General features: G+C 47.8%; 20 protein-coding genes. 11 read left to right on the forward strand and 9 right to left on the reverse strand.

Annotated elements, in window-relative coordinates; all coding sequences use genetic code 11:
• Positions 1–6 precede the first annotated feature (6 nt).
• Positions 7–711: a cAMP-activated global transcriptional regulator CRP gene (crp, locus tag FTT68_RS01735; RefSeq protein WP_005177031.1), complete on the reverse strand. Its 705-nt coding sequence runs from the start codon at positions 709–711 to the stop codon at positions 7–9.
• A 147-nt stretch (positions 712–858) separates the two neighbouring features.
• Here crp and FTT68_RS01740 point away from each other — a divergent pair, with 147 nt between their 5' ends.
• Together FTT68_RS01740 and clpB are read left to right on the forward strand one after the other, a co-directional pair.
• Positions 859–1,281 carry an OsmC family protein gene (locus FTT68_RS01740; RefSeq protein ID WP_005177032.1) on the forward strand — a complete coding sequence of 141 codons (423 nt, stop codon included), beginning with the start codon at positions 859–861 and terminating at the stop codon, positions 1,279–1,281.
• Positions 1,282–1,605: 324 nt separating this feature from the next.
• Positions 1,606–4,185, forward strand: a complete 2,580-nt coding sequence (clpB, locus tag FTT68_RS01745) for an ATP-dependent chaperone ClpB (RefSeq protein ID WP_180048282.1) — start codon at positions 1,606–1,608, stop codon at positions 4,183–4,185.
• A 266-nt stretch (positions 4,186–4,451) separates the two neighbouring features.
• On the opposite strand, the gene rlmKL is transcribed toward clpB, so the two are convergent.
• Positions 4,452–6,656, reverse strand: coding sequence for a bifunctional 23S rRNA (guanine(2069)-N(7))-methyltransferase RlmK/23S rRNA (guanine(2445)-N(2))-methyltransferase RlmL (rlmKL, locus tag FTT68_RS01750; RefSeq protein WP_075174773.1), 2,205 nt, complete (start codon positions 6,654–6,656; stop codon positions 4,452–4,454).
• A 215-nt stretch (positions 6,657–6,871) separates the two neighbouring features.
• On the opposite strand from rlmKL, the gene FTT68_RS01755 reads away from it, so the two are divergent.
• The 4 genes from FTT68_RS01755 (at position 6,872) to FTT68_RS01770 (ending at position 11,316) form a co-directional block, all read left to right on the forward strand.
• Complete coding sequence (locus tag FTT68_RS01755; RefSeq protein ID WP_104487417.1) at positions 6,872–7,213, forward strand: hypothetical protein; 342 nt, start codon at positions 6,872–6,874, stop codon at positions 7,211–7,213.
• A gap of 236 nt (positions 7,214–7,449) precedes the next feature.
• Positions 7,450–8,466, forward strand: a complete 1,017-nt coding sequence (locus tag FTT68_RS01760; RefSeq protein WP_005177046.1) for an aspartate carbamoyltransferase catalytic subunit — start codon at positions 7,450–7,452, stop codon at positions 8,464–8,466.
• 10 nt (positions 8,467–8,476) lie between these two features.
• Positions 8,477–9,712 carry a dihydroorotase gene (locus tag FTT68_RS01765; protein ID WP_180175139.1) on the forward strand — a complete coding sequence of 412 codons (1,236 nt, stop codon included), beginning with the start codon at positions 8,477–8,479 and terminating at the stop codon, positions 9,710–9,712.
• A gap of 149 nt (positions 9,713–9,861) precedes the next feature.
• Entirely contained in the window at positions 9,862–11,316 is a 1,455-nt protein-coding gene (locus FTT68_RS01770) for an OmpA family protein (RefSeq protein WP_180175140.1), read from the forward strand.
• A 122-nt stretch (positions 11,317–11,438) separates the two neighbouring features.
• Here the strand turns inward: FTT68_RS01770 and FTT68_RS01775 are convergent, their stop codons facing one another.
• The 7 genes from FTT68_RS01775 to FTT68_RS01805 form a co-directional block, all read right to left on the reverse strand.
• Entirely contained in the window at positions 11,439–12,077 is a 639-nt protein-coding gene (locus FTT68_RS01775) for a CoA transferase subunit B (RefSeq protein WP_005177056.1), read from the reverse strand.
• 3 nt (positions 12,078–12,080) lie between these two features.
• On the reverse strand, positions 12,081–12,785 hold the full coding sequence (locus tag FTT68_RS01780; protein ID WP_075166674.1) for a CoA transferase subunit A: 705 nt from the start codon (positions 12,783–12,785) through the stop codon (positions 12,081–12,083).
• 96 nt (positions 12,786–12,881) lie between these two features.
• Positions 12,882–13,784: a hydroxymethylglutaryl-CoA lyase gene (locus tag FTT68_RS01785; protein ID WP_005177060.1), complete on the reverse strand. Its 903-nt coding sequence runs from the start codon at positions 13,782–13,784 to the stop codon at positions 12,882–12,884.
• Positions 13,781–15,775, reverse strand: coding sequence for an acetyl/propionyl/methylcrotonyl-CoA carboxylase subunit alpha (locus FTT68_RS01790; RefSeq protein WP_180175141.1), 1,995 nt, complete (start codon positions 15,773–15,775; stop codon positions 13,781–13,783). Before FTT68_RS01790 ends, FTT68_RS01785 begins: the two co-directional genes overlap by 4 nt.
• A gap of 20 nt (positions 15,776–15,795) precedes the next feature.
• Positions 15,796–16,590: an enoyl-CoA hydratase/isomerase family protein gene (locus FTT68_RS01795; protein ID WP_104472984.1), complete on the reverse strand. Its 795-nt coding sequence runs from the start codon at positions 16,588–16,590 to the stop codon at positions 15,796–15,798.
• A 12-nt stretch (positions 16,591–16,602) separates the two neighbouring features.
• Positions 16,603–18,204, reverse strand: a complete 1,602-nt coding sequence (locus FTT68_RS01800) for a carboxyl transferase domain-containing protein (protein ID WP_104472985.1) — start codon at positions 18,202–18,204, stop codon at positions 16,603–16,605.
• A gap of 34 nt (positions 18,205–18,238) precedes the next feature.
• Complete coding sequence (locus tag FTT68_RS01805) at positions 18,239–19,411, reverse strand: isovaleryl-CoA dehydrogenase (protein ID WP_104469947.1); 1,173 nt, start codon at positions 19,409–19,411, stop codon at positions 18,239–18,241.
• A gap of 147 nt (positions 19,412–19,558) precedes the next feature.
• Here FTT68_RS01805 and FTT68_RS01810 point away from each other — a divergent pair, with 147 nt between their 5' ends.
• From FTT68_RS01810 to FTT68_RS01830, 5 genes are all read left to right on the forward strand, one after another.
• Positions 19,559–20,188, forward strand: a complete 630-nt coding sequence (locus tag FTT68_RS01810; protein WP_180175142.1) for a TetR/AcrR family transcriptional regulator — start codon at positions 19,559–19,561, stop codon at positions 20,186–20,188.
• A 102-nt stretch (positions 20,189–20,290) separates the two neighbouring features.
• On the forward strand, positions 20,291–21,979 hold the full coding sequence (locus FTT68_RS01815) for an AMP-binding protein (protein ID WP_104488771.1): 1,689 nt from the start codon (positions 20,291–20,293) through the stop codon (positions 21,977–21,979).
• A gap of 178 nt (positions 21,980–22,157) precedes the next feature.
• Entirely contained in the window at positions 22,158–22,829 is a 672-nt protein-coding gene (locus FTT68_RS01820; RefSeq protein ID WP_104489702.1) for a class I SAM-dependent methyltransferase, read from the forward strand.
• Positions 22,830–22,892: 63 nt separating this feature from the next.
• Positions 22,893–23,690 carry a thioesterase family protein gene (locus FTT68_RS01825; RefSeq protein WP_168390819.1) on the forward strand — a complete coding sequence of 266 codons (798 nt, stop codon included), beginning with the start codon at positions 22,893–22,895 and terminating at the stop codon, positions 23,688–23,690.
• An 84-nt stretch (positions 23,691–23,774) separates the two neighbouring features.
• Entirely contained in the window at positions 23,775–24,551 is a 777-nt protein-coding gene (locus FTT68_RS01830; protein WP_168405297.1) for a Rossmann-like and DUF2520 domain-containing protein, read from the forward strand.
• The last annotated feature ends 115 nt before the right edge of the window (positions 24,552–24,666 follow it).

Here is a 24,666-nt window from a genome sequence, read left to right on the forward strand (position 1 = left end):
TAAGACTTATTCATCATCAAACTGTTCATCTGCTGCATCATTTTGCTCTAAAGAGGCATCAAAAATCAGAATGGCTTTACCATCAGTTTCTATCATGCCTTGTTCTTCCAGGGTTTTCAGAACACGGCCGACCATTTCACGTGAACAGCCAACAATGCGGCCAATTTCCTGACGGGTAATGCGGATTTGACGGCCATTTGGCAAAATCATGGCTTCAGGCTGCGCAGACAGGTCAATCAGACAACGCGCAATACGGCCTGAAACATCAATGAAGGCCAGATCGGTCACTTTACGCGTGGTATTTTTTAAACGGCGCACCAGTTGGGCAAATACCGCATAGCTTAAATCTGGATATTGCTTGCTGAGCTCGTGGAAGTTTTCATAAGTCACTTCGGCAATTTCACAAACGTCACGTGTGCGTACTTCTGCAGTACGTTGTGGATTTGCTTCGAATAGACCCATTTCCCCAAAGAAGTCACCCGGATTCAAATACGCCACAACAATTTCGCGATCATCATCTTCACGCAGAATGATGGAAACAGATCCTTTCAGAATCAAATAAAGTGATTTTGATTCAGACCCCGCATCAACAATTGTGGTCCGTTTCGGATAACGGTTGATATATGCACGTTTTAATAATGCCTTGACTGAATCTGGTAATTGACCAGGAGACAGGGCATCGGTGCTTAATTGTGAAAAGTTTGAAGTCATGCTAACGGTTCCGAAAATGGATAAATAATAGATCGCACAAGACCTAGTATGAACTTGTCACACAGTAGAGATGAAATTCCTTATCAACTCAAATTATGTTAGTGTACAGGCACCTTGTAAATTTATAGTTTTTTTGAAGGACTTGCAATGCAAACGAGTGTTCATTGGCTAGAGAATGTTGCTTTTGAAGCAAAATCGGAAAGTGGCCATAGCGTGGTGATGGATGGTTCTGCCGAGTATGGTGGAGAAAACCGTGGACCACGTCCCATGGAGCTCATTTTAATGGGACTTGGTGGTTGTGCATCGTTTGATATTGTGACCATTTTAAAGAAATCACGTCAGGATGTGACTGGTGTGGTTTGTCAGCTGAAAGCAGAACGTGCCGATTCGATTCCGGCAGTATTCACCAAAATTCATTTGCATTTTGTGGTGACAGGCAAGGCAGTCAAGGAAAAGCAGGTCGCCAAGGCAGTTGAATTATCCGCAGAAAAATACTGTTCAGCTAGCAAAATGCTGTCAGATGGTGGTGTTGAAATTAGCCACGATTTCGAGATTATCGAAGCAGAATAATCATGACTGTAAAGTCATGTAAAAAGTCGGTTAATTACCGGCTTTTTTATTTTTCCATGGTTTTAGACCTCGCAAAAAATTGGCCGCAATGGGCAGAGCTCTCAAAATATGTGTTTCCCGTTACATAGGTCGCAACGTCATTGCTGTATAAAAATAATCCTGATGCTGACTTGAAATTGGCCGGTCACAGACCAATATTATAATTGAGTTATATCTGTTGCATTAAAATAACACTTTGAAAAATATATGAAAAATCATTTGAAATTGCCAAAAGTACTCCCATATATGTTTCAAGTGAAAAAATTGTTGTGAGGAATAACAAGAATGCGTTTTGAAAAATTTACAAATCGCTTACAGCAAGCTCTCTCCGATGCGCAATCGCTGGCGATGGGCAAAGACCATACCGCCATTGACGGCATTCATGTCTTGGCCACTCTGTTAGAAGAAGCATCCAATGTCAGCTTGTTACAGCAGGCCGGTGCCCAGTTGCGTGATTTGCAGAGCAAGTTGCAGCAGGCACTGAATGATGCGCCAACGCTAGCCAATCCGACTGGCGACATTAATTTAAGTCCGGAAGCGGTTAAAGCCTTAAACCTGGCCGATAGCTATGCCCAGAAAGCGGGCGATGAATTCCTGTCTACCGACTGGGTATTACTGGGCCTGAGCGAAGTTGGGACCACTAAAAGCTTATTGAACAGTATCGGTGTCAGCGCAGACAGTCTGCGTCAGGTGATTTTAAAAATTCGAGGTGATGAAAAAGTGATGAGTAATAATCATGAAGATCAACGTGATTCACTCAATAAATACACTGTAGATTTAACCGAACGTGCGCTGGCTGGCAAGCTCGATCCGGTGATTGGTCGTGATGATGAAATCCGCCGTACCGTACAGGTCTTGTCACGTCGGACCAAAAATAACCCGGTACTGATTGGTGAGCCTGGGGTCGGTAAAACCGCAATTGTAGAAGGTCTGGCACAGCGTATTGTGAATGGTGAAGTGCCAGAAAGCTTAAAAGGCAAACGCGTGTTATCGCTGGACCTGGGTTCATTGCTGGCCGGTGCCAAATATCGCGGCGAGTTTGAGGAGCGTTTAAAAGCGGTCCTGAAAGATCTGGCCAAGCATGAAGGCGAAATCATCCTGTTTATTGATGAGTTGCATACCCTGGTTGGCGCAGGTAAAGGTGATGGCGCGATGGATGCCGGCAACATGCTGAAACCGGCGCTGGCACGCGGTGAATTACGCTGCGTGGGGGCAACCACGCTCGATGAATATCGTCAGTACATTGAAAAAGATGCCGCCCTTGAGCGCCGTTTCCAGAAAGTGCTGGTCGATGAGCCAAGTGTCGAAGACACCATTGCCATTTTACGTGGTCTGAAAGAGCGTTATGAAGTCCACCACGGGGTGAAAATTCTCGACTCGGCGATTATTGCTGCAGCGAAAATGTCACATCGTTATATCACTGACCGTCAGTTGCCCGATAAAGCCATTGACCTGATTGATGAAGCAGCATCGCGCATCAAGATGGAGCTGGACTCTAAACCGGAAGCGCTGGATAAGCTGGAACGCCGTCTGATTCAGTTAAAGCTGCAACTTGAAGCTGTGAAAAAAGATGAAGATGCCGGCAGCCGTGCAGAAGTCAGTCATCTGGAAAAACAGATCGAAGACGTCCAAAAAGACTATAACGATCTGGAAGAAGTGTGGAAGTCTGAAAAAACTCTGGTCGAAGGCACTAAGCAGATTCAGGCGCAGCTGGATCAGGCGCGTATTGCCTTGCAAAAAGCACAGCGTGAAAATGATCTGGGCGAGATGTCGCGTCTGCAATATGGCGTGATTCCGGAACTGGAAAAACAGCTGGCCCAAGATGAGCTGGTGGAAGAGAAAGAAGAACCGAAGTTATTGCGCAATAAAGTCACCGATAACGAAATTGCGGAAGTGGTCAGCGCAGCCACCGGTATTCCGGTTGCGAAAATGCTGCAAGGCGAGCGTGAAAAACTGCTGCAAATGGAAAGCTTCCTGCATCAGCGTGTGGTAGGGCAGGATGAAGCGGTGATTGCGGTATCCAATGCGGTGCGCCGTTCACGTGCCGGGTTGTCGGATCCGAACCGTCCAAGTGGTTCTTTCCTGTTCCTGGGTCCAACCGGTGTCGGTAAGACCGAGTTAACCAAAGCCTTGGCCAATTTCCTGTTTGACAGCGATGACGCCATGATCCGGATTGATATGTCCGAATTTATGGAAAAACATTCAGTCAGTCGTCTGGTCGGTGCGCCTCCGGGCTATGTCGGCTATGAAGAAGGCGGGGTATTAACCGAAGCCGTACGCCGTAAACCATATAGCGTGGTGCTGTTTGATGAGGTGGAGAAAGCCCATCCGGATGTATTTAACATCTTGCTGCAGGTGCTGGATGATGGTCGCTTGACCGACTCGCAGGGCCGTGTGGTGGACTTTAAAAACACCGTGATTGTAATGACCTCGAACCTGGGTTCAAGCGATGTGCGTGAACTGGGCGATAATCCAAGCCGTGATGATGTACGCAATGTAGTGATGGCGGCCGTGTCTGAGCATTTCCGTCCGGAGTTTATCAACCGTATTGATGAGCTGGTAGTATTCCATGCCCTGGAAAAAGCGCAGATTCGTGGTATTGCCGATATCCAGCTGGACCGTTTACGTGCCCGTCTGGCCGACCGCGATATCAAGTTAACGGTAGATGATTCTGCCTTTGACCAGCTGATTGAAGCCGGTTTTGACCCAGTTTACGGTGCGCGTCCATTAAAACGTGCCATCCAGCAACAGGTAGAAAATAATCTGGCGCAGAAAATTCTGGCCGGTGACTTCCAGCCGGGAGATACCATTGTGATTACGGCAGATGCAGGCCAACTGGATTTCCAGAAGCTGAAACTGAACTAATCCGCACACGGTTCATCTAAACTGTTTAATCAAAGACCTGGCTTCGGCCGGGTTTTTTTATGGGTATATCTGCAGCAAAAAGCCGGGTAGATGTCGTGATTCACTCTGCAAAGTAAGTCCACGCTGGATGATGAGTGATAGCGTAAAGTTTCCGATGTAAAAAAGCCTGCTATAGGGTAGCAGGCTTTTTATTGCTAATCGAATGAACTGTGAATAGAAAAGGATCAAATCATCCTTTGCCATTCACCGTCCTTGCCAATCACATTTTAGATTTGTGGATGCTGGATTTTCCAGGCGCGGTGAATCTTCTGGTTACGCTTGAAATCTGGACCAATGGTTTCATGGCTGATCTCCTGGATATCAAACAGCGCTGGCAAGGTTTCATCCATTTCAAAACCGCGATAGTTATTCGAGAAGTACAGGGTGCCTTCTGTGGTTAAACGGTTCATGGCGCGTTTAATTAGCGAGACATGGTCACGTTGTACATCAAAAGTGCCGTAGAATTTTTTCGAGTTGGAGAAGGTGGGCGGATCAATAAAGATCAGGTCATATTGCTCATGACCTTCTTTTAGCCACTCAAAACAGTCGCTGGCAAAGAACTGGTGTTGTTCATCGGCATGGTCGACGGTTAAGCCGTTTAAGACAAAGTTTTCTTTGGACCAGTTCAAATAGGTGTTGGACAAGTCCACACTGGTGGTGCTGGCTGCGCCGCCTAAAGCAGCATGCAAACTCGCCGTTGATGTATAGCTGTACAGATTGAGGAAATGCTTGCCTTTAGCTTCTTTGGCAATGCGTAAACGAATCTGGCGATGGTCCAGGAATAGGCCGGTATCCAGATAGTCGGTGAGGTTAACCAGAATCTTGGCCTGACCCTCCTGCACAATAAAGCGTTTCGATGCGGTACTTTGTTTGGTGTACTGGTTTTTACCTTCCTGACGGGCACGGGTTTTAATAAACACGGCATCACGGCCTAAACCGGTCACGGCACGAATCGCTTGTAGCGCCAGGTTAAAGCGTTTTTTTGCTTTTTCAGGATCAATTTTCTTCGGTGGTGCATATTCCTGCACATGCAGACGATCACCATATAAATCGACCGCAACATTAAAGTCCGGTAAATCGGCATCGTATAAACGCAGACAATAGACGTTTTCTTTAACCGCCCATTTCTTTAAGGCCTGCATGTTTTTTTGCAGACGGTTGGTAAAGTCTTCGGCACCTTCAATTGGTTCAAACTGCTGTGGCTGCCAGTCGGCCAGGAATGGTTTTACTACTGCCGATGGTTTGACCGTACCAAAACGAATGTAAATTGGCAGCTTACCATTCATTAAACGCAAGGTTTGCGGCTCATTAAATGCCAGCACATCGGCCTGTTCCACCTGGGCTGCAATGACAGCAGCAGACTGGTTCGGGAAATGTTTTTGTAGCAGGGCAGACAGACCTAAATACAAGGCACGGTTCGAGGCTTTATCTCCCAGACGTTCACCATACGGCGGGTTGGTCACCACAAACGCAGTTTTGCCTTCGGCCTGAAAATCTGGCCAGTCTGACAAGGTGCGTTCTTCAATCTGGATATGATCGAGCAGACGTTCAAAACCGGCAGCAATAATATTCTGTTTGGTGGCTTTGACTGCTTCCCAGTCGGCATCAAAAGCATAGAATTTTGGCAGTGGCTGTTCCAGCGCCTGTTGATGACGCTCAGCCGCTTCTGCCTTTAATGACATCCACAGTTCATGGTCATGGCCATTCCAGCCATTAAAGCCGAAACGGCGTACCAGACCCGGTGCACGGTCGGTTAAAATCAGCAGGGATTCAATAATAAAGGTACCTGAACCACACATCGGGTCCAGAATAATGTCCGGATTCTTTTCTTTGAGTTTGGCTTTTTGCAAAATTGCCGCGGCCAGGTTTTCTTTAATTGGCGCATCGGTCATAAAACGGCGGTAGCCACGTTTATGCAGTGAATCCCCGGACAAGTCGAGGCAATAGGTATGCTCGGTTTTGCCGGCCAGAATATAGAGGGTAATTTCCGGTTGCTTGGTGTCGATACTTGGGCGGCGGCCTACCGCTTCCATAAAGGAATCGACCACACCATCTTTGGCGCGTAAGGTGGCAAACTGGGTATTGACCTTGATTTCGCGTTCCACATGCAGGCGAATGGCAAAGGTGCTTTGTGGTGCAAAAATCAGTGACCAGTCGAAGCTGATTGCACCTTCATAAAGCTCTTCAGCTACATCACGTGCGTCGTGATGGCGTTCCAGCTCATAAGTGTGAATTGGCATTAAGACACGGGAAGCCAAACGTGACCACATACAAATGCGATACGCCTGTTCCAAGCTGCCTTTGAAAATTAAACGACCCGGTAAACGTTCAATATTTTGAACCCCTAAACCTTCTAATTCCTCTTGAAGCAAGGTTTCAAGTCCATCTGCACAGGTGACCCAGTATGTAGAAAGACGCGGTTTCGAATGCATGTAAATTTCCAAAAGCAACAAAGCAATCTGATATTTTAACGTATTTTCACGGCTTTGGGCGGATGTTGTGCTGAAGATATACAAGATTTATTTGTACTAAAACCCACACAAATTTGATCCATTTTCTGTGCTTCCCATCGGTTGGTATACATTTTGCAAAATAGATAACGATAACGAAAAATGACCTTAACTTTAAAATTGGAGAACGGGGAAATATGCGAGTCGAAAGCAGTGATCAGTTAATTGCCCACAATGAAGCCTTTTCAGTGGCTACCTTATTGTATACACGTTTACGCCGGGTCAGCGGCAGGGTAATTGATGCCTTGTATCTGGTCGATCATCCGGGCTATGCCAAAGATGTGATTGAGCTGGCCTTAGCCACCGGAGATGCTGAATTAAGCCGTTATGCCGAACGGCTGACCAAGCTACTGGATTTAAATGCACCGTTGCTGAACCCGCTAGATGAGGTCATCGACGAACAGGTTGAACCCGAAATTACCGAGGAGGAAATTTACCGGGCACAGGTGTCGCATCATTATATTGGTGCTTTACGTTAAAACCGCCATCATCCACATCAACAAGCTCTCGATTCTGGGGGCTTTTTTATCTATCATCCAAAAATAGCCTAAGCAATATTGACCAAAACCGGTTGAATTATCCTGTTGAATTTATGGTAATGATTGAAGAAAACTTGATTCCTTGGCAGGAAAAGGGCTTTAAATGTTGAAATCTTCAGCGCCATCTTTTGGGAATCTCTGTATAATACGTTGACTTAACGTATAAGGAATCTCTCATGCACTTGGCGGCATTGCATACTCCGAGCCAGATTCAACTCAATAAAGATGGAAATCTAAAACATTTCATCACCATCGAAGGGCTTTCCAAACAAACCCTCACCAAAATTTTGGACACCGCGCAGTCCTTTTTTAATGACCAAAATCAGCTGATCACTAACAACCTGCTGGAAGGTCGTACGGTTATGAACCTGTTTTTTGAGAATTCAACCCGTACCCGTACCACCTTTGAAGCTGCAGCCAAACGTCTTTCGGCCAACGTGCTTAACATTGACATTGCCCGTTCCAGTACCTCTAAAGGCGAAACCCTGCGCGATACGCTGTGGAACTTGGAAGCCATGGCCGCCGATATTTTTGTGGTGCGTCATTCCTCTTCAGGTGCAGCGCATTTTATTGCCAAAGATGTCTGTCCAAATATCGCAATTATTAATGCCGGAGATGGCCGTCATGCCCATCCGACTCAAGCGATGCTGGATATGCTGACCATTCGCCGTGAAACCAAAAAAGACTTTGCTGACATGAGCATTGCCATTATTGGCGATATTAAACATTCACGCGTGGCACGTTCTGATGTGGCGGCGTTACAAACTTTAGGCTGTAAAGATATTCGCGTGATTGCACCGAATACCTTGCTGCCATTTGGTTTTGAAGAATACGGAGCCGATGTACGCCTGTTTAATAAAATGGAAGATGGCATCCGTGACTGTGATGTAATTATTACCTTGCGTATCCAGAATGAACGGATTGATTCGCCGGCGCTGTCCTCACCGGCAGAATTCTACAAAATGTATGGCCTGAACAAAGAGCGTCTGGCGCTGGCCAAACCGGATTGTATCGTGATGCACCCGGGACCGATGAACCGGGGTGTGGAAATTGATTCCAGCATTGCCGATGGTCCGCAATCGGTGATTTTAAATCAGGTGACCAATGGTATTGCGGTGCGTATGGCTGTGCTGGCACTGGCGATGCAGGGTCAACTGCAGGAACAAGGTTTAATTGAAGCGATTGCGGTATAAGGAATCAGTCATGCGTATTGTAAAAATTGAAAATGTCCGCGTTCTTGATCCAATGCAAAAGACTGATCGCGTGCAAACGGTATATCTGGAAAATGGCAAGCTGGTTGCAGAAACAGCAGATGTGACTGAAACCATTGATGGACAAGGCAAATGGCTGATGCCAACCATGGTTGATCTGTGCGCGCGGATGCGTGAACCGGGTCAGCAGCAGCATGGTACTTTAAAATCAGAAGGCAAGGCGGCACGTGAAAACGGTATTCTGCACGTGTTTACCCCACCAGATTCCAAGCCGATTGTGCAGGACAATGGTGCTTTGATTCACGGTCTGGTCGAAAAAGCCATGCTGGATGGTGGTATTTATTTACAGGTGATTGGCGCACAAACCCAAGGCTTGCAAGGCAAACAGCCTGCCAATATGGCCGGTCTGAAAAAGGGCGGCTGTACTGCAGTTTCCAATGCCAATGCATCCTTTGTTGATGATGATGTCGTGATTCGCACGCTGGAATATGCAGCCGGTCTGGACCTGACCGTGGTGTTCTATGCCGAAGAACCGCAAATTGCTAAAGATGGCTGTGTGCATGAAGGTTTTATTGCTTCACGTCAGGGCTTGCCTATGATTCCGGCGCTGGCCGAAACCGTAGCCATTGCCAAATACCTGTTGATGATTGAAGCGACCAAAGTCCGTGCGCATTTCGGTTTACTGTCCTGTGGCGCTTCGGTCGAGCTGATTAAAATTGCCAAAGAAAAAGGCCTGCCAGTAACCTGTGATGTGGCGATGCATCAGCTGCATTTAACCGATCAGGTGATTGATGGCTTTAACTCGCTGGCGCATGTACGTCCACCGCTACGTGCTGAAAAAGACAAAGAATTGCTGCGTCAGGGCTTAAAAGATGGCGTAATTGATGCGATCTGTACCCATCATGAACCCTTAAGCAGTTCGGCCAAAATGGCGCCGTTTGCTGAAACCTTACCGGGCTTTACCGCTTTTGATACCTTTGTGCCCTTGGGCGTGCAACTGGTTGAGGAAGGCCTGTTCAGTCCGCTGGAATGGGTGCATACCGTGACACTGGCACCGGCAACGGTTGCGCAAATGGCAGATCGCTGGATGCAGGAAGCTGGCTGGATTCTGGTCGATCCTGAACTGGAGTGGACGCTGGATAAAGACAGCATTCTGTCTCAAGGCAAGAACACACCGCTGATTCAGCAAACCGTGAAAGGCAAGGTAATTCAGACTTTCCTGGCCTAAATTCGCCTGTTCAAGAGCCAGCATTTGCTGGCTTTTTTTATGTTTTAATTTAAGTACATAAAGAAAAATACAATTATTTACAACGTATAAAAAATGACCAGATACACTAAAAAATGCGAGTAGAACAATGAAAAAAATGAGGCCATATCATGCAAACCAGATTGATAGAATTATTGAAAAATAGCGTGTCATCCATTGTGCTAGACGGGGAAACGGATTACCTCATTGAGAAAAACCGTGCCTTAAATGATTTTTATCCGGTGTTTTTATCGGTGTTAAGACACCGGCCATCCCTCATTGACAGCCTGAGAAATCAGCTTAATCCGCGGCTGGCTGAAATTTTTGGTACCAACCTGAACCTGAAACAGCAGTTTCTGGAATTTAGCCGCGGTCAGGCGCCGGCAGATGAAATTGAATCTATCCTGAACCGGGCCATCGTACCAACCTTAGGTTTTTTAGAAAGCGAGGCCGGCTCGACCGATCCTGAGGCGATTGTGCATTTGCTTGATCAGCATATGCCGGACATTCAGGCTGCTTTGCCGGAATGGGCCGCTGCGCTGCTGGCCGGTTTGGGCGTCAATGCCACTGCCGGGCAGACTATTCATCAGGCGCCTGAGTTATATGAAGAGGTGCCGGAACAGAAGCGCTCGCCGTGGGTACCGATTCTGATTTTTATTATTCTGGCATTGTTACTGGCCTTTTTATTTAAAGCCTGTTCTGAACGTAATGAAGAAGAGGTGCCTGTTACCCAGGCAGCAGCGACGGAACCTGCCTATTTGCAGGTCAATACCGGTTCCAATGGCGATCTGGTCACCTGTCAGTTGTATCTGAACAATCCGGCTTATACCGACATTCTGCAAACAGAAGTTAAACGGATTTTTAACCATCCGACAGGGTGTGGGGTGAATAGCGCCAGCAATTATCATAGTGAATTTATTGATCAGGATGTGATTCCAACGGCATTGAAAATCCTGAAAGATGTGCCGAATACCAATATGACCTGGATGGGTGAGCAGATTGCGATTCAGTCCATCAATCCGGCAGATGCGCAGCGTGTGGCCAATCAGCTGCGTCCTTTGGCTAAGAATATGACCATTACGGTGCAGCAGGATCTCGATGTACAGACCGCCACACCAGCCACCACAACCGCAGCACAAGCCTTGGCTGTGATTAACCCGGATAATATTCAGGCGCTGGATGTCGCCACCGCCTTAAATCTGGAAGCAATTCATTTTGAGTCGGCATCTTCGACTGTACCGGAAGCCAATCAGCCAATTCTGGATCAGGCTGCGGCCTTAATCCAGCGTGCGCCGCATGTACATTTGACCATTAAAGGCCATACCGATGCGGTAGGTAGCAATGAAGCCAATAATCTGTTGTCCTTACGCCGTGCTGAAGCGGTACGTGATTATCTGGTGCAGCGTGGGGTTGATCCTTCACAGTTACAGGCCGTGGGGTATGGCCAGCAACAGCCGATGGAACCAAATGCAACCCCAGAAGGGCAGTTCCAGAACCGTCGTATTGAGTTTGAAGTATTAAATACAGAAACCGGGGTGGTACGTGCGGTCGATGACCAAGGTATTGTCGAGAAAAAAGCAGAGTAAGGATTGAGTTAAGGAAATAGAAAAGGACGACGTCAAGTCGTCCTTTTTGGTTTAGTTGAAAAGCGGAGGTAGCGGTGGGGATGTATTCACGACCATCCGATGCCCGCTTTTAAAACCAGCCATTAAGCTGCATTACGTATTAAAGGCACCCCGGTGACTTTCTGGATTTCATCAAAACTGACCTCCGGTGCCAGTTCCACCAGCTGCACGCCGGTTGGGGTAATATCCAGAACGCCCAAATCGGTAATTACGCGATGAACCACGGCTTTACCGGTCAGCGGCAGGCTACACTGTGAAACGATTTTAGGTGTCCCATCTTTGGCGCAGTGTTCCATCAACACCACCACTTTTTGCACACCTGCGACCAGGTCCATGGCACCGCCCATACCTTTGACTTTTTTGCCCGGAATCATCCAGTTGGCCAGATCGCCCTGTTCAGAGACTTCCATGGCCCCCAGAATGGCAATATTGACATGGCCGCCACGGATCATGGCAAAAGAGTCTGCGCTAGAGAAAAACGAAGCACCTTGACGAGCTGTGACCGTCTGTTTGCCGGCATTAATCAGGTCAGCATCGACCGTGGCTTCAGTTGGGAATTCCCCAATCCCGAGCAGGCCGTTTTCTGACTGTAGCCAGACGTTGATATTTTCTGGAATATAGTTAGCGACTAAAGTTGGTAAACCAATCCCTAAATTGACATAGAAACCATCTTCCAGTTCTTGTGCGGCGCGCTGCGCCATTTGATTACGCGTCCAAGCCATGGTTTAAGCCTCCGCCTTTAAAGTCATTTGTTCAATACGTTTTTCAGGATGTGCATTTAACACAATGCGGTTGACATAAATCCCCGGCAGATGGATTTCATCTGGATCGAGCGCGCCAATCTCTACAATTTCTTCGACTTCGGCAATGGTGATTTTGCCCGCCATGGCACAGACCGGATTAAAGTTTTGTGCAGTTTTACGGAAAATCAGGTTGCCGGCCTTGTCGGCTTTATAGGCTTTGACCAGGGCAACATCGGCAGTTAAAGATTCTTCTAAGATATAATCCTGACCTTTAAACTGGCGCACTTCTTTGCCTTCCGCGATGACAGTACCGACACCGGTGGCGGTATAGAAGGCTGGAATACCCGCACCCCCGGCACGTAATTTTTCTGCCAGTGTGCCTTGCGGGGTCAGTTCAACTTCCAGTTCACCGCTCAGAAACTGACGTTCAAATTCTTTGTTTTCACCGACATAGGATGAAATCATTTTTTTAATCTGTTTGGTTTCAAGCAGCAGCCCCAGACCAAAACCATCGACACCGGCATTGTTGGAAATACAGGTCAGCTGTTTGGCACCGGTGTCTTTTAGCGCGGCAATTAATGCTTCAGGAATCCCGCACAGGCCAAAACCACCTACGGCCAGGGTCTGGCCATCCTGAACCACGCCATTTAAGGCGGCTTGTGCGCTGTCATAGACTTTATTTGCCATGTGTCACCTCTATTTTTTATCCTTTTTCAGCAGGTTGCTGCTGTTACATCCTTGAGTGGCTTGAGGGCATTGCTCAAGCCGGGTTTTATTCGGTTATTAAGCGCAGGCTTTTTGCCAGTAGGCATTGGCATAATTGGATGGATTATTGCGCTGTAAAACATTGCTGATATTACGACTGGCCTGCATCAAGGCATCCAGCTGAATACCGGTTTCATAGCCCATGTTGGACAGCAGATAATACAGATCTTCGGTCGAGACATTGCCGGATGCGCCTTTGGCATAAGGACAGCCCCCTAAACCGGCAATCGACGAGTCAAAAACGCGAATACCTTGCAGCAGTGATTGATAAATATTGGCGATAGCCATGCCATAGGTATTATGAAAATGACCGGCCAGCACCGTTGCATCCAGCTCAGCCAGACAGGCATCCCAGACTTTTTTCACCCGGTCGGGTGTGGCGGTGCCAATGGTTTCACCTAAAGACACTTCATAGCAGCCCATATCCAGCAGGCGCTGCGAAACTTTTGCCACCTGCTGTGGATCAATCGCGCCTTCGTACGGACAATCGACCATACAGGACACATAACCACGCACACGAATGTTGTGCGCTTTGGCTTCACGCATCACATCGCTGAATTTTTCAAAACTTTCATCAATTGAGCAGTTGATATTTTTACGGGTAAAACTTTCAGAGGCTGCGGTAAAGACCGCAACTTCTGTACAACCCACTGCCAGCGCAGATTCAAAACCTTTCAGATTTGGCGTGAGCAGGCTGAACTGAATGTTTGGATCTTTGGGCAAGCCGGCAAACAGCACATCGCTGTCTGCCATTTGCGGTACCCATTTGGCCGATACACAGGAACCAACTTCAATGGCCTGTAAACCGGTTTGCATTAAATCCAGAATCAGCTGTCTGCGGTCATCCAGGGTTAAGGGTGTTTTTTCATTTTGCAGGCCATCGCGTGGCCCGACTTCAACAATTTTGACAAATTCGCTCATGCGACTTCCTCCGCCAGCGGCTGGAATTCCACCAGCTCATCGCCAGCTTTGACCTGATCACCGGCCTGGAAGTAAGAGCTGGCCACGATGCCATCATGCGGTGCACGAATCGAGTATTCGATTTTCATGGCTTCGAGGGTCATCAGGACATCGTCTTTTTTGACTTTGTCATTGGCCGCGACCAGTACCTGAGTGATGACACCCGGCATTGGCGCAGTCAGGTTGTTTTCAGCACCTTGTTCATCATCCTGGTTAAATACCGGTTTCAGATAGGTAAATTTATAGCTCTGGCCATTCTGGAACAGGGTAATGCCATGTTCAGTCTGGCTAAAGGCCAGTTTTTGCTGTTTGCCGGCCAGCTTGAATTGCAGGGTATGCGCATCCAGTAACTGACCCTCAAGCTCAAAAGTCTGACCCTCATACTGTGCGACAAAGCCATGTTCTTGTGCTGCAAACTGGATATTTAAGGTTTTGTCATTACATTGTAATTTGATTGTCTGCCCCGATTGCAGGTTTAAACGCCAGAAAGCATTGGTCTGCCAGACCGGATTGCTGGCGCTCGGGTTCTGGGCCAAACGTGACAGCAATTCGATGAAGGCCGCGCTGACCACTAGCGTACTGATCAGCTCTGTGGCCGGTTTTAGCAGGAATTCTTCTTCGCGCTGAATCAGGCCAGTATCCAAATTGGCATTCTTGAAAGAATCGCACAGTACCAGACGATCCAGGAAGGCAATGTTGTTGCCCAGACCATCGACATGGAACTGACCTAAAGCATGGTGCATTTGCGTTAATGCTGCTTCACGGTTTTTGCCCCAGACAATCAGTTTGGCAATCATCGGGTCGTAGTAGGTGCTAATTTCATCGCCTTCAACAATACCGCTGTCGACACGTACCGCTTCATTTTGTGCTGGATAATGCAGATAGCTGATTTGACCAATCGCCGGAATAAAGCCTTTTTCAGGTTCTTCGGCATAAACACGTGCTTCTAAAGCATGGCCGTGAATCTGTAATTCATGTTGCTGTTTCGGTAAAGGTTCACCGAACGCGACACGTAACTGCCATTCCACCAGATCCTGACCGGTGATCATTTCAGTGACCGGATGCTCAACCTGTAGACGGGTGTTCATTTCCATGAAATAAGCAGTACCGTCTTGTTCAACGATGAACTCGACTGTACCGGCACCGACATAATTTACTGCACGTGCAGCGTCAATTGCGGCTTGGCGCATCGCTTCAAGTTTATCTTCCGGCATTTTCGGTGCTGGTGCTTCTTCCAGTACTTTCTGATGGCGGCGCTGTACCGAGCAATCACGCTCAAACAGATGCACATAGTTGCCATGGGTATCACCGAAAACCTGAACTTCAATATGACGCGGCTGCACGACATAGCGTTCAATCAGTACATCTTCATTGCCAAAGCTGGAACGGGCTTCACTCTTACATGAGGCCAGGGCGCTAAGGAAATCTTCACTGCGCTCAACCAGACGCATCCCTTTACCGCCACCGCCGGCGCTGGCTTTAATCAGCACCGGATAGCCAATGTCATCGGCTTGCTGTTTTAAGAACGCAGCATCCTGATTGGTGCCATGATAACCCGGTGTCAGTGGTACGCCGGCTTTTTCCATCAAGGCTTTAGAGGTCGCTTTTAAACCCATCGCCAGAATGGCGTCAACTGGCGGGCCAATAAAGACAATGTTGTTGTCCTGACAGGCAAAAGCAAACTGGTCATTTTCAGACAGGAAGCCATAACCCGGGTGAATGGCTTGTGCGCCGGTGCTTTTTGCGGCTTCGATAATCCGTTCAATCTGTAAATAGCTTTGTGCTGCTGGTGATTCACCAATATAGACTGCTTCATCGGCCAGTTTGACATGCTGGGCCTGAGCATCTGCATCTGAATAGACTGCAACAGTTGCAATTCCCAGTTTTTTGGCAGTACGAATGACACGGCAGGCAATTTCACCACGGTTGGCAATTAAAATCTTTTCAAACATCGTTAGGATCCTTCTAGTTGTTATGCCGTGGTCTTGATCCAGGCCGGGCTTTGTTTGTTAAGGAAAGCATTTAAGCCGTTTTTCGCCTCATCTCCCTGGCGAACGTGGGCAATATGCTGTGCGGTTTGCAGCAAGAGGTCCTCGGTCAGGACTTGCTGGTTCACCATCTGAATGAGCTGTTTCGATGCATGCTGTGCTTCTGGGCCACCGAGTAATAAGACCTGCACAATTTCATCAATTTTGCTGTCGAGCTGTTCCGGCGTGGTCACTTCATGTGCCAGACCAATAGCGTGTGCCTGTTCTGCAGAAATTCGTTCAGCAGTTAAAAAGTAACGTGATGCCTGACGCGCACCAATGGCACGAATGACATAAGGGCTGATGGTGGATGGCGCCAGACCTAAACGCACCTCAGAGGTCGCAAATTTGGCATCGGTGCTGGCCACACAAATATCACAGGCCGAGGCCAGACCCATACCGCCGCCAAAGGCAATGCCATGTACGCGGGCGATGGTTGGCTGTTTCAAGGTGGCCAGACTTTGCAGCATTTTCGCTAGTTTCAGGGCATCGGCTTGGTTTTCTGCTTCAGAGGCTTGACCTGCTTGTTTCATCCAGTTCAGGTCTGCACCTGCAGAGAAGCTTTTGCCGCGTCCAGCTAAAATTACGACACGTACATCCTCACGCGTATTCAGATACTGAAAGCAGGCGTGTAATTCTTCAATCACTTGGGTATTGAAGGCATTGTGCAGTTCGGCACGGTTAATCCACACCGTAGCCACCTGATCTTGCTGTTCGAGTTGTAAAAATTGATAATCCATTTTTGTCACCTCTTACATGCGGAACACGCCGAATTTGGTTGGCTGGATTGGGGCATTTAATGCTGCCGCCAGACTGAGTGCCAATACTTCACGCGATTGTGCCGGATCAATCACACCATCATCCCATAAACGCGCAGAAGCATAATATGGATGACCTTGACGCTCGTACTGGTCACGAATAGGCTGTTTAAACTGATCTTCTTCTTCTGCTGACCAGCTGCCACCTTTGCTTTCAATCTGGTCGCGTTTCAGGGTCGAGAGTACACTCGAAGCCTGCTCACCGCCCATCACCGAAATACGCGAGTTTGGCCAGGTCCACATAAAGCGTGGTGAATAGGCGCGGCCACACATGCCGTAGTTGCCAGCACCAAAGGAACCGCCAATCACCAGGGTTAGTTTCGGCACATTGGCTGTCGCGACTGCCATTACCAGTTTGGCACCATTTTTGGCAATGCCTTCATTTTCATACTGACGGCCAACCATAAAGCCGGTGATGTTCTGAATGAAGAGCAGGGGAATATTGCGCTGGGTACACAGTTCAATAAAGTGTGCGCCTTTTTGTGCCGACTCGGAAAACAGAATTCCGTTATTGGCAATAATGCCGACTGGCATACCGTACAGTTTGGCAAAGCCGGTGACCAGCGTGGTCCCAAAACGTGCCTTGAACTCGTCAAAACGTGAACCATCGACAATACGGGCAATCACTTCACGCACATCAAACGGTTTACGTGCATCGGTCGGGACAATGCCGTACAGCTCGGACGCATCAAATAATGGTGCTTCGACATTTTGCGGCTGTGGATTTGGTTTTTTATTTAAATTGGCGACGATGTTGCGGGCAATGGCCAAAGCATGTTCGTCATTTTCTGCCAGATGATCGGCCACCCCTGATAAACGCGTGTGTACATCACCACCGCCCAGGTCTTCACTGCTGACCACTTCACCAGTGGCAGCTTTCACCAAAGGCGGACCACCCAGGAAGATGGTACCCTGATTCCGCACAATAATGGTTTCATCGGACATGGCAGGGACATAAGCACCGCCGGCTGTACAGCTGCCCATCACCACGGCAATCTGGGCAATGCCCATGCTCGACATGCGCGCCTGATTGTAGAAAATACGGCCGAAGTGGTCACGATCTGGGAACACTTCATCTTGCAGCGGTAAATAGGCACCGCCAGAATCGACCAGATAGATACAGGTCAGATGGTTCTGCTCGGCAATTTCCTGAGCGCGTAAATGCTTTTTCACAGTCAGCGGATAATACGTTCCGCCTTTGACTGTCGCATCATTGGCAATGATCATACAGGTCACGCCATTGACCTGACCGACACCGGCCACGACACCGGCAGCAGGTACATCATCCTGATACACCTGATAGGCAGCCAGCTGACCAATTTCAATAAAAGCCGTACCCGGATCAATCAGATGGTCAATCCGTTCACGTGGTAATAATTTACCGCGATCCAGATGTTTCTGACGTGCAGTTTCACCGCCGCCGAGGGCAATTTTCTGGACTTTCTGTTTCAGGTCATCGACCAGGGTTTGCATCGCTGCGTGGTTGTTTTTGAACTCTTCGCTGCGAATATTGATTTTGCTCTGTAATTGATTCATGCCAACATCCTTGTCTATTCTTGTGATTTATTTTTTAGGCAGTTTCGTTAAACAGTTCGCGGCCAATCAGCATACGGCGAATTTCCGAGGTGCCTGCACCAATTTCATAGAGTTTGGCATCACGCCATAAACGTCCAGCAGAAAATTCATTGATATAACCGTTCCCACCTAGCGTCTGAATGGTTTCACCGGCCATCCAGGTGGCTTTTTCGGCTGCATATAAAATTGCGCTGGCAGCATCTTTACGCAGGCTGCGGCTATGCTCGGCTTTGTCACATTCTGCACCTACGGCATAGACCAGTGCTTTACAGGCCAGCCAGGTCGAATACATATCAGCAATTTTGCCTTGCATCAGCTGGAATTCGCCCAGTGCCTGACCAAACTGTTTACGCTCGTGGATATACGGAATCACGGTGTCTAGGCAGGCATCCATAATGCCCAGTGGGCCTGCGCTTAATACAGCACGTTCATAGTCCAGACCACTCATCAGCACTTTTACGCCATTGCCGACACCACCGAGGACGTTTTCTTTCGGTACACGCACGTTGTCAAAGAACAGTGGATAGGTATTCGAGCCGCGCATGCCCAGTTTATCCAGGTGCGTACCGTGGCTGAAGCCCGGCATGTTTTTTTCAATCAGGAAAGCGGTCATGCCTTTGGCACCGGCCTGGGTATCAGTTTTGGCATACACTACCAGCACGTCTGCATCGCCACCGTTGGTGATCCACATTTTTGAGCCGTTTAGCAGATAATGATCGCCCTGATCTTCAGCTTTGAGTTTCATGCTCACCACATCGGAGCCGGCATTCGGTTCTGACATGGCCAGTGCGCCGACATATTCACCTGAAATCAGTTTCGGTAAATAGCGCTGTTTCTGTTCTTCGTTACCATTACGCTTAATTTGGTTCACACATAGGTTAGAATGTGCTCCGTAGGAAAGGCCAATGGATGCTGAGGCACGTGAAATTTCCTGCATGGCAATAATATGTGCCAGATAACCGAGGTTGGTGCCACCATATTCCTCACTTACAGTCAGACCGAGTAAACCCATGTCCCCAAACTTTTTCCAAAGATGAGCAGGGAATTCGTTGTCACGGTCGACCTGTTGAGCAATTGGTGCGATCTCTTTTGCACAAAATGCAGCAACTGAATCACGAAGGGCGATCAGTGTTTCATCCAAACCGAAATCCAAGCTTTGTAAATTCATTTCTTCATCCATCCTGCGGTTATATTTGTTGTTTCCAAAAAAGCATTTTTGTTGTGCTTGGTTTTTAACATACATCGAAAATTTAAAAAAGTGAACTAAAATTCACAAAATGATTTACAATTCATTTTATCTGGTTGAGAATAAGATATGAGTTATAAAAGATCATCATTGATGCAGGAACGAATGGAACAGAATCGCCTGTCGATTTTGCAGTCCGCTCGTGAACTAATTGCTCAAGGGGGCTTTAAAGAGGCGTCGATTCAGGCCATTGCGGAACGTGCCGGTGTATCTACCGGTCTGGTCTATCGATATTTCGAAAACAAAAGCCAGATTTTAATTGAAGTGTTGTCGAATGCGATTCAGCATGAGGTTGAAATTTTGAACCACATTGCCGGCTCGGATTTATCGCCAAAACAGAAATTGCAAAAATCTGTTACAACTTTTGTGAAGCGTGCCATGAACAGTCCCCAACTGGCGTATGCGCTCATGTTTGAACCGGTTGATTCGGAAATGGAACATGAACGTTTTCGCAGTAAACAGCTGATCAAGCAGAGCATTAAGGAAATTTTGGCTGAAGGAAAAGTCAATGGTGAGTTTGAGTTTGAAGATTTGAACACCGCCGCACTGGGCGTGGTTGGCTCTATGACTTTTGTGGTGATTGAACCTTTAAACCCATCTCGCAATGTGATGTTTGATCAAAACTATAAGGATTACTTTGTCAAACAGATTGCCGATTTTTGTATGAATGCAGTACGTCGACAGGAGGGAAGTGAGTAAAAAACGATAAAAACGGCAGGGAAGACAGACAGGTAGTCGTGGTTCAAAAACAATTAGTAGAGTTGAAAATCAGAATTACAAAGAATCAAGGAGAACGATTCAATGACACAAGTACGGTTAAGCTACGCCTACGGAACGAGCAGCCAGCCTTTACTGGGCACAACGATTGGTGAAAAATTTGATCAGGCTTGCGCGCAATACGCCGAACAGGATGCGGTGGTCAGCCTGCATCAGAATGTGCGTTTGAGCTACCGGCAGTTGCAAGAGCAGGTGAATGCCTTTGCCTGCAGTTTACTGAAACTGGGCTTTCAAAAAGGTGACCGTCTTGCAATCTGGTCGCCGAACTGCGTGGAATGGACCATTACCCAGTTTGCGGCCTTTAAAGCCGGCATTATTCTGGTGAACCTGAACCCGGCCTATAAAAGCAATGAGCTGGAATATGTACTGAATAAAGTGTCGTGTAAGGGACTGGTGATTGCCTCGCAGTTCAAGACCACCAATTATCAGGAGATTCTGACCAAAATTGCCCCGGAGCTGAACCAGGCAGCAAGCAAAGTGCTGAAAGCCGAGCGCCTGCCGCATCTGAAACATATTATTAAAATTGATGATCAGGAACATGCCGGATTACACCGCTTTCAGGATTTACTGACCCCGCCAAGCAAAAAAATGCTGCAAAAACTGCAGCAGATTTCTAGTGAATTGCAGTTTGATGAAACTATTAATATTCAGTTTACATCGGGCACCACCGGGAATCCGAAAGGCACCATGCTGACCCATAACAACATTTTAAATAATGGCTATTTTGTCGGTGAAGCAATTCATCTCAGCCCGGCAGATCGGGTCTGTATTTCAGTGCCGTTATTCCACTGTTTCGGGATGGTGATGGGGAACTTGGCCTGTATCACTCATGGTTCCACCATGGTTTATCCATCAGCCGTATTTAACCCGCTGGATACTTTAAAAGCCATTCAGCAGGAAAAATGTACCGCTGCTTATGGCGTACCGACCATGTTCATTGCCATTTTAGAGCATGAACAGTTTGATGAGTTTGACCTGTCAAGCTTGCGCACCGGTATTATGGCCGGCAGTCCATGTCCGCAGGAAATCATGCAGCGCGTGATTGACCGCATGCATATGTCGGAAATTACCATCTGCTATGGCATGACTGAAACAGCACCGGTAAGTGCGCAAAGTTCAACGGAAGATTCGGTGGAACGTCGCGTCAGTACCGTAGGCCGAGTCCATCCACATCTGGAAGTCAAAATTGTCGATGAAGAGGGCAAGGTGGTACCACGTGGACAGCTCGGTGAACTCTGTGTTCGCGGTTATTCGGTAATGCTCGGCTATTGGGAAGATCAGGAAAAAACCGCAGAAGTGATTGATGCTGCACGCTGGATGCATACCGGTGATATCGCTGAAATGGACGATGAAGGCTTTGTCAAAATTAAAGGCCGGATTAAAGATGTGGTGATTCGTGGCGGTGAAAACCTGTTCCCGAAAGAAATTGAAGATTTCCTCTATACCCATCCGGCGGTTTGCGATGTACAGGTGATTGGCGTACCTGACCATAAATATGGCGAAGAACTCTGCGCCTGCATTATCTTGCATGAAAACGACCCTTGCACAGAAGAAACCATTCGCCAGTACTGCGCCGAGCATATTTCACACAACAAAGTGCCACGTTATGTGCGTTTCTTTAGCGAGTTTCCAATGACGGCATCGGGTAAGGCGCAGAAGTTTAAGCTGCGTGAATTTATGCGTGAAGAGTTAAACCTAAAAGAAATTGCTTGATTCATGCAGGCATCTAATCACATGACAGGGCGACAGGGATATCGCCGGTCATGTGATTGAATCTCGGGAAAAATCAAATCAGAGCAAAATTGCTTTGCTTTCCGCGAGCTGTCATGACTTTCCAACAAGAATGATCTTCGCAAGTCTATTCAAGAGTCAGAGGTAGAGTGAGTTAAAGATGGCCAAAAACTTTCACAGTGAAGTCATTGTCGCCGGCTATGATGATCACATCCGTAAACTGATTCCCGGCTATGAACTGGTACATCAACAGATTGATGCCATTCTAACAGCAGAATTACCGGAAACTGCGCATATTCTGGTGGTCGGGTGCGGGACAGGCTATGAGCTGACCTATTTATTGGCGCATCATCCACAGTGGCAGATTACCGCCATTGATCCCTCCCGTGCCATGCTGGAACAGGCACAAAATACGATCCGCTCAATTGCAGGTGCCGAGCGGGTGCAGTTTATTCAGGCCGATACCCAGAGTTTAGAGTCCCCTCAGCCTTTTGATGCGGCACTGGCCATTCTGGTGGCGCATTTTATTCCCATGCCGGCCAAAGCCGATTTTTTTCAGGACATCTGCCAGCGCTTAAAACCGGGTGGTGTGTTCCTCAGTTATGACCTGATGCAGCCTGAAACATTGGCTGAACAGCAAGTGCTGCAGCATGTAGCGGTGCAACAGGGCTTAACAGTGAGGCAGAGTGAAAAGATGATTGCACATCTGGATGATGATTTTGAACTGGTTTCGGCTGAACAGACCAAAGACGTATTAACAAAAGTCGGATTTAAAAGTTGCAGGGTTTATTGTCAAATCATGAATTATTATGGTTTTTTTGCACGAAAATAAACGAAACAGGGGCTACACAGGCAGGTAGCACACAGACCAAAGAGCAAGGAAGTAGGGAAAATAATGTCGGCATATTACAGTTTTATCAGACGTGAACAGCATGCAGATGGTAGCAGCACAGCTTATTATGAATCGAATATTCATGCTCAGGGCGCGTGGAATCCGCATGAGCAGCATATGGCACCTGCCACCGGTATTCTCTGTGCAGAGCTGGAGCAGTTCCAGCCACGTGCAGAAATGCGCATTGGCCGGGTCGGGCTGGATATTTTTGGTTTGATTGCCTTTGGTGAATTTTCGATTACCACCCGCATGATTCGCCCGGGCAAAACCATTGAACTGATTGAAGCGGAAATGTGTGCCAATGGCAAAACCTGTATTGTGGCGCGTGCCTGGAAAATGCTGACTTCCGACACTCGAGGCATTGCCGGTCTGGAAGATTTACCGGCAGAAAGTCCGGACTATTTACCCGAGTGGGATGGCATGCGCTGCTGGCCAGGCGGCTATATTCAAAGTATTCAGACCCGTGCCCATCTGGACCATCGTCCGGGCAAAGGCATTGTCTGGCTCAGTAATCAGCTTGAAATGATTGACGGCCAGCCGACATCGGATTTTACCCGCCTGATGGGCATGGTAGATACTGCCAATGGCGTGGTGCCACGTCAGGACCCGAATGCCGGTTGGGGCTTTCCAAATTTGGATCTGCAAATTCATCTGCACCGCTTGCCGCAAGGCCAGTGGCTGGGACTGGAAGTGGTACAACAATATGGTGAAGATGGTATTGGTCTGACCAGCGGCATTCTGCATGATGTTCATGGGCCATTTGGACGCAGTGAACAGATTCTGACCTTAAGAAAGTTCTAAAACTGGCTCAAATCTATCAGGACGAATTGATTCGTCCTTTTTTTATTGGCATGCTGTGGGCAGTTCAAAATATAGATGAAACAGATGCGAATCGGGATTATTGGCGCGGGGCGGGTAGCACATCATCTGGCACGGGCATTGAGTGCACGGCACCAGATAGTACAGATTTATAGCCGCAGTTTGGATAAGGCAGCGCAGCTGGCACAGCAGGTACAGGCCAGTGCAATTCATAGCCCTGAACAGTTTGATGCAACATTAGACTTGGTGATCATTGCGGTGAGTGATCAATCCATTGCCGCGGTAATTGAGCAGGTGCATCCTCATCTGCCTGAAGTGCTGATGGTCCATACCTCCGGCAGTACTGCAATGCAGCTGTTGCAGCAGGTACATGCACGTGCCGGAGTATTTTATCCGCTACAAACCTTTAGTCTGGAACGTGAGATTGACTGGACTCATACCCCTTTATTTATTGAAGCGGCACATGAAGACGATCAGGCTGTATTGTTGCAGCTGGCCAATGAACTCAGTCAGTGGGTTTATGCCTATAGCTCCGAGCAGCGTCTGAGCCTGCATCTGGCCGCGGTGTTTGCCTGTAATTTCAGTAATTATTGTTATGACATGGCCCGGCAAATTGTTGATGTCCAGCAGGTCGATTTTAGTCTGCTGTATCCGTTAATGCTGGAAACGGCGCAGAAGGCCACCCAGGCCGACCCTAAAATCATGCAGACCGGCCCGGCCATGCGTGGTGATCAGAATATTTTACAGATGCATCAGCAGTTATTGGCCGATGCACAGCGACCCGATTTACAGGCGGTTTATCAACTATTCAGCCAGCAGATTTTAGAACGTCATCAGTCATAACCCATTGTTGTTATTTTCGGGTTGATGCTGATTGATCGAGTGGGCGATCCGATCTTTTGACTAATAGATCATCTATTTTAAAATCTTTGATCTTAAAATAGGGACGTATAAAAAA

The sequence above is a fragment of the Acinetobacter sp. Q85-2 genome, from assembly GCF_013420555.1.
Taxonomy (GTDB): Bacteria; Pseudomonadota; Gammaproteobacteria; order Pseudomonadales; family Moraxellaceae; genus Acinetobacter; species Acinetobacter indicus.

What these genes read in the sequence shown, in the direction of transcription:
- crp (WP_005177031.1), bottom strand. Translation starts at nt 711, where the DNA reads ATGACTTCAAACTTTTCACAATTAAGCACCGATGCCCTGTCTCCTGGT.
- FTT68_RS01800 (WP_104472985.1), bottom strand. Translation starts at nt 18,204, where the DNA reads ATGAATCAATTACAGAGCAAAATCAATATTCGCAGCGAAGAGTTCAAA.
- FTT68_RS01740 (WP_005177032.1), top strand. Translation starts at nt 859, where the DNA reads ATGCAAACGAGTGTTCATTGGCTAGAGAATGTTGCTTTTGAAGCAAAA.
- FTT68_RS01770 (WP_180175140.1), top strand. Translation starts at nt 9,862, where the DNA reads ATGCAAACCAGATTGATAGAATTATTGAAAAATAGCGTGTCATCCATT.
- clpB (WP_180048282.1), top strand. Translation starts at nt 1,606, where the DNA reads ATGCGTTTTGAAAAATTTACAAATCGCTTACAGCAAGCTCTCTCCGAT.
- FTT68_RS01780 (WP_075166674.1), bottom strand. Translation starts at nt 12,785, where the DNA reads ATGGCAAATAAAGTCTATGACAGCGCACAAGCCGCCTTAAATGGCGTG.
- FTT68_RS01820 (WP_104489702.1), top strand. Translation starts at nt 22,158, where the DNA reads ATGGCCAAAAACTTTCACAGTGAAGTCATTGTCGCCGGCTATGATGAT.
- FTT68_RS01825 (WP_168390819.1), top strand. Translation starts at nt 22,893, where the DNA reads ATGTCGGCATATTACAGTTTTATCAGACGTGAACAGCATGCAGATGGT.
- FTT68_RS01765 (WP_180175139.1), top strand. Translation starts at nt 8,477, where the DNA reads ATGCGTATTGTAAAAATTGAAAATGTCCGCGTTCTTGATCCAATGCAA.
- FTT68_RS01775 (WP_005177056.1), bottom strand. Translation starts at nt 12,077, where the DNA reads ATGGCTTGGACGCGTAATCAAATGGCGCAGCGCGCCGCACAAGAACTG.
- rlmKL (WP_075174773.1), bottom strand. Translation starts at nt 6,656, where the DNA reads ATGCATTCGAAACCGCGTCTTTCTACATACTGGGTCACCTGTGCAGAT.
- FTT68_RS01785 (WP_005177060.1), bottom strand. Translation starts at nt 13,784, where the DNA reads ATGAGCGAATTTGTCAAAATTGTTGAAGTCGGGCCACGCGATGGCCTG.
- FTT68_RS01790 (WP_180175141.1), bottom strand. Translation starts at nt 15,775, where the DNA reads ATGTTTGAAAAGATTTTAATTGCCAACCGTGGTGAAATTGCCTGCCGT.
- FTT68_RS01805 (WP_104469947.1), bottom strand. Translation starts at nt 19,411, where the DNA reads ATGAATTTACAAAGCTTGGATTTCGGTTTGGATGAAACACTGATCGCC.
- FTT68_RS01830 (WP_168405297.1), top strand. Translation starts at nt 23,775, where the DNA reads ATGCGAATCGGGATTATTGGCGCGGGGCGGGTAGCACATCATCTGGCA.
- FTT68_RS01755 (WP_104487417.1), top strand. Translation starts at nt 6,872, where the DNA reads ATGCGAGTCGAAAGCAGTGATCAGTTAATTGCCCACAATGAAGCCTTT.
- FTT68_RS01760 (WP_005177046.1), top strand. Translation starts at nt 7,450, where the DNA reads ATGCACTTGGCGGCATTGCATACTCCGAGCCAGATTCAACTCAATAAA.
- FTT68_RS01795 (WP_104472984.1), bottom strand. Translation starts at nt 16,590, where the DNA reads ATGGATTATCAATTTTTACAACTCGAACAGCAAGATCAGGTGGCTACG.
- FTT68_RS01815 (WP_104488771.1), top strand. Translation starts at nt 20,291, where the DNA reads ATGACACAAGTACGGTTAAGCTACGCCTACGGAACGAGCAGCCAGCCT.
- FTT68_RS01810 (WP_180175142.1), top strand. Translation starts at nt 19,559, where the DNA reads ATGAGTTATAAAAGATCATCATTGATGCAGGAACGAATGGAACAGAAT.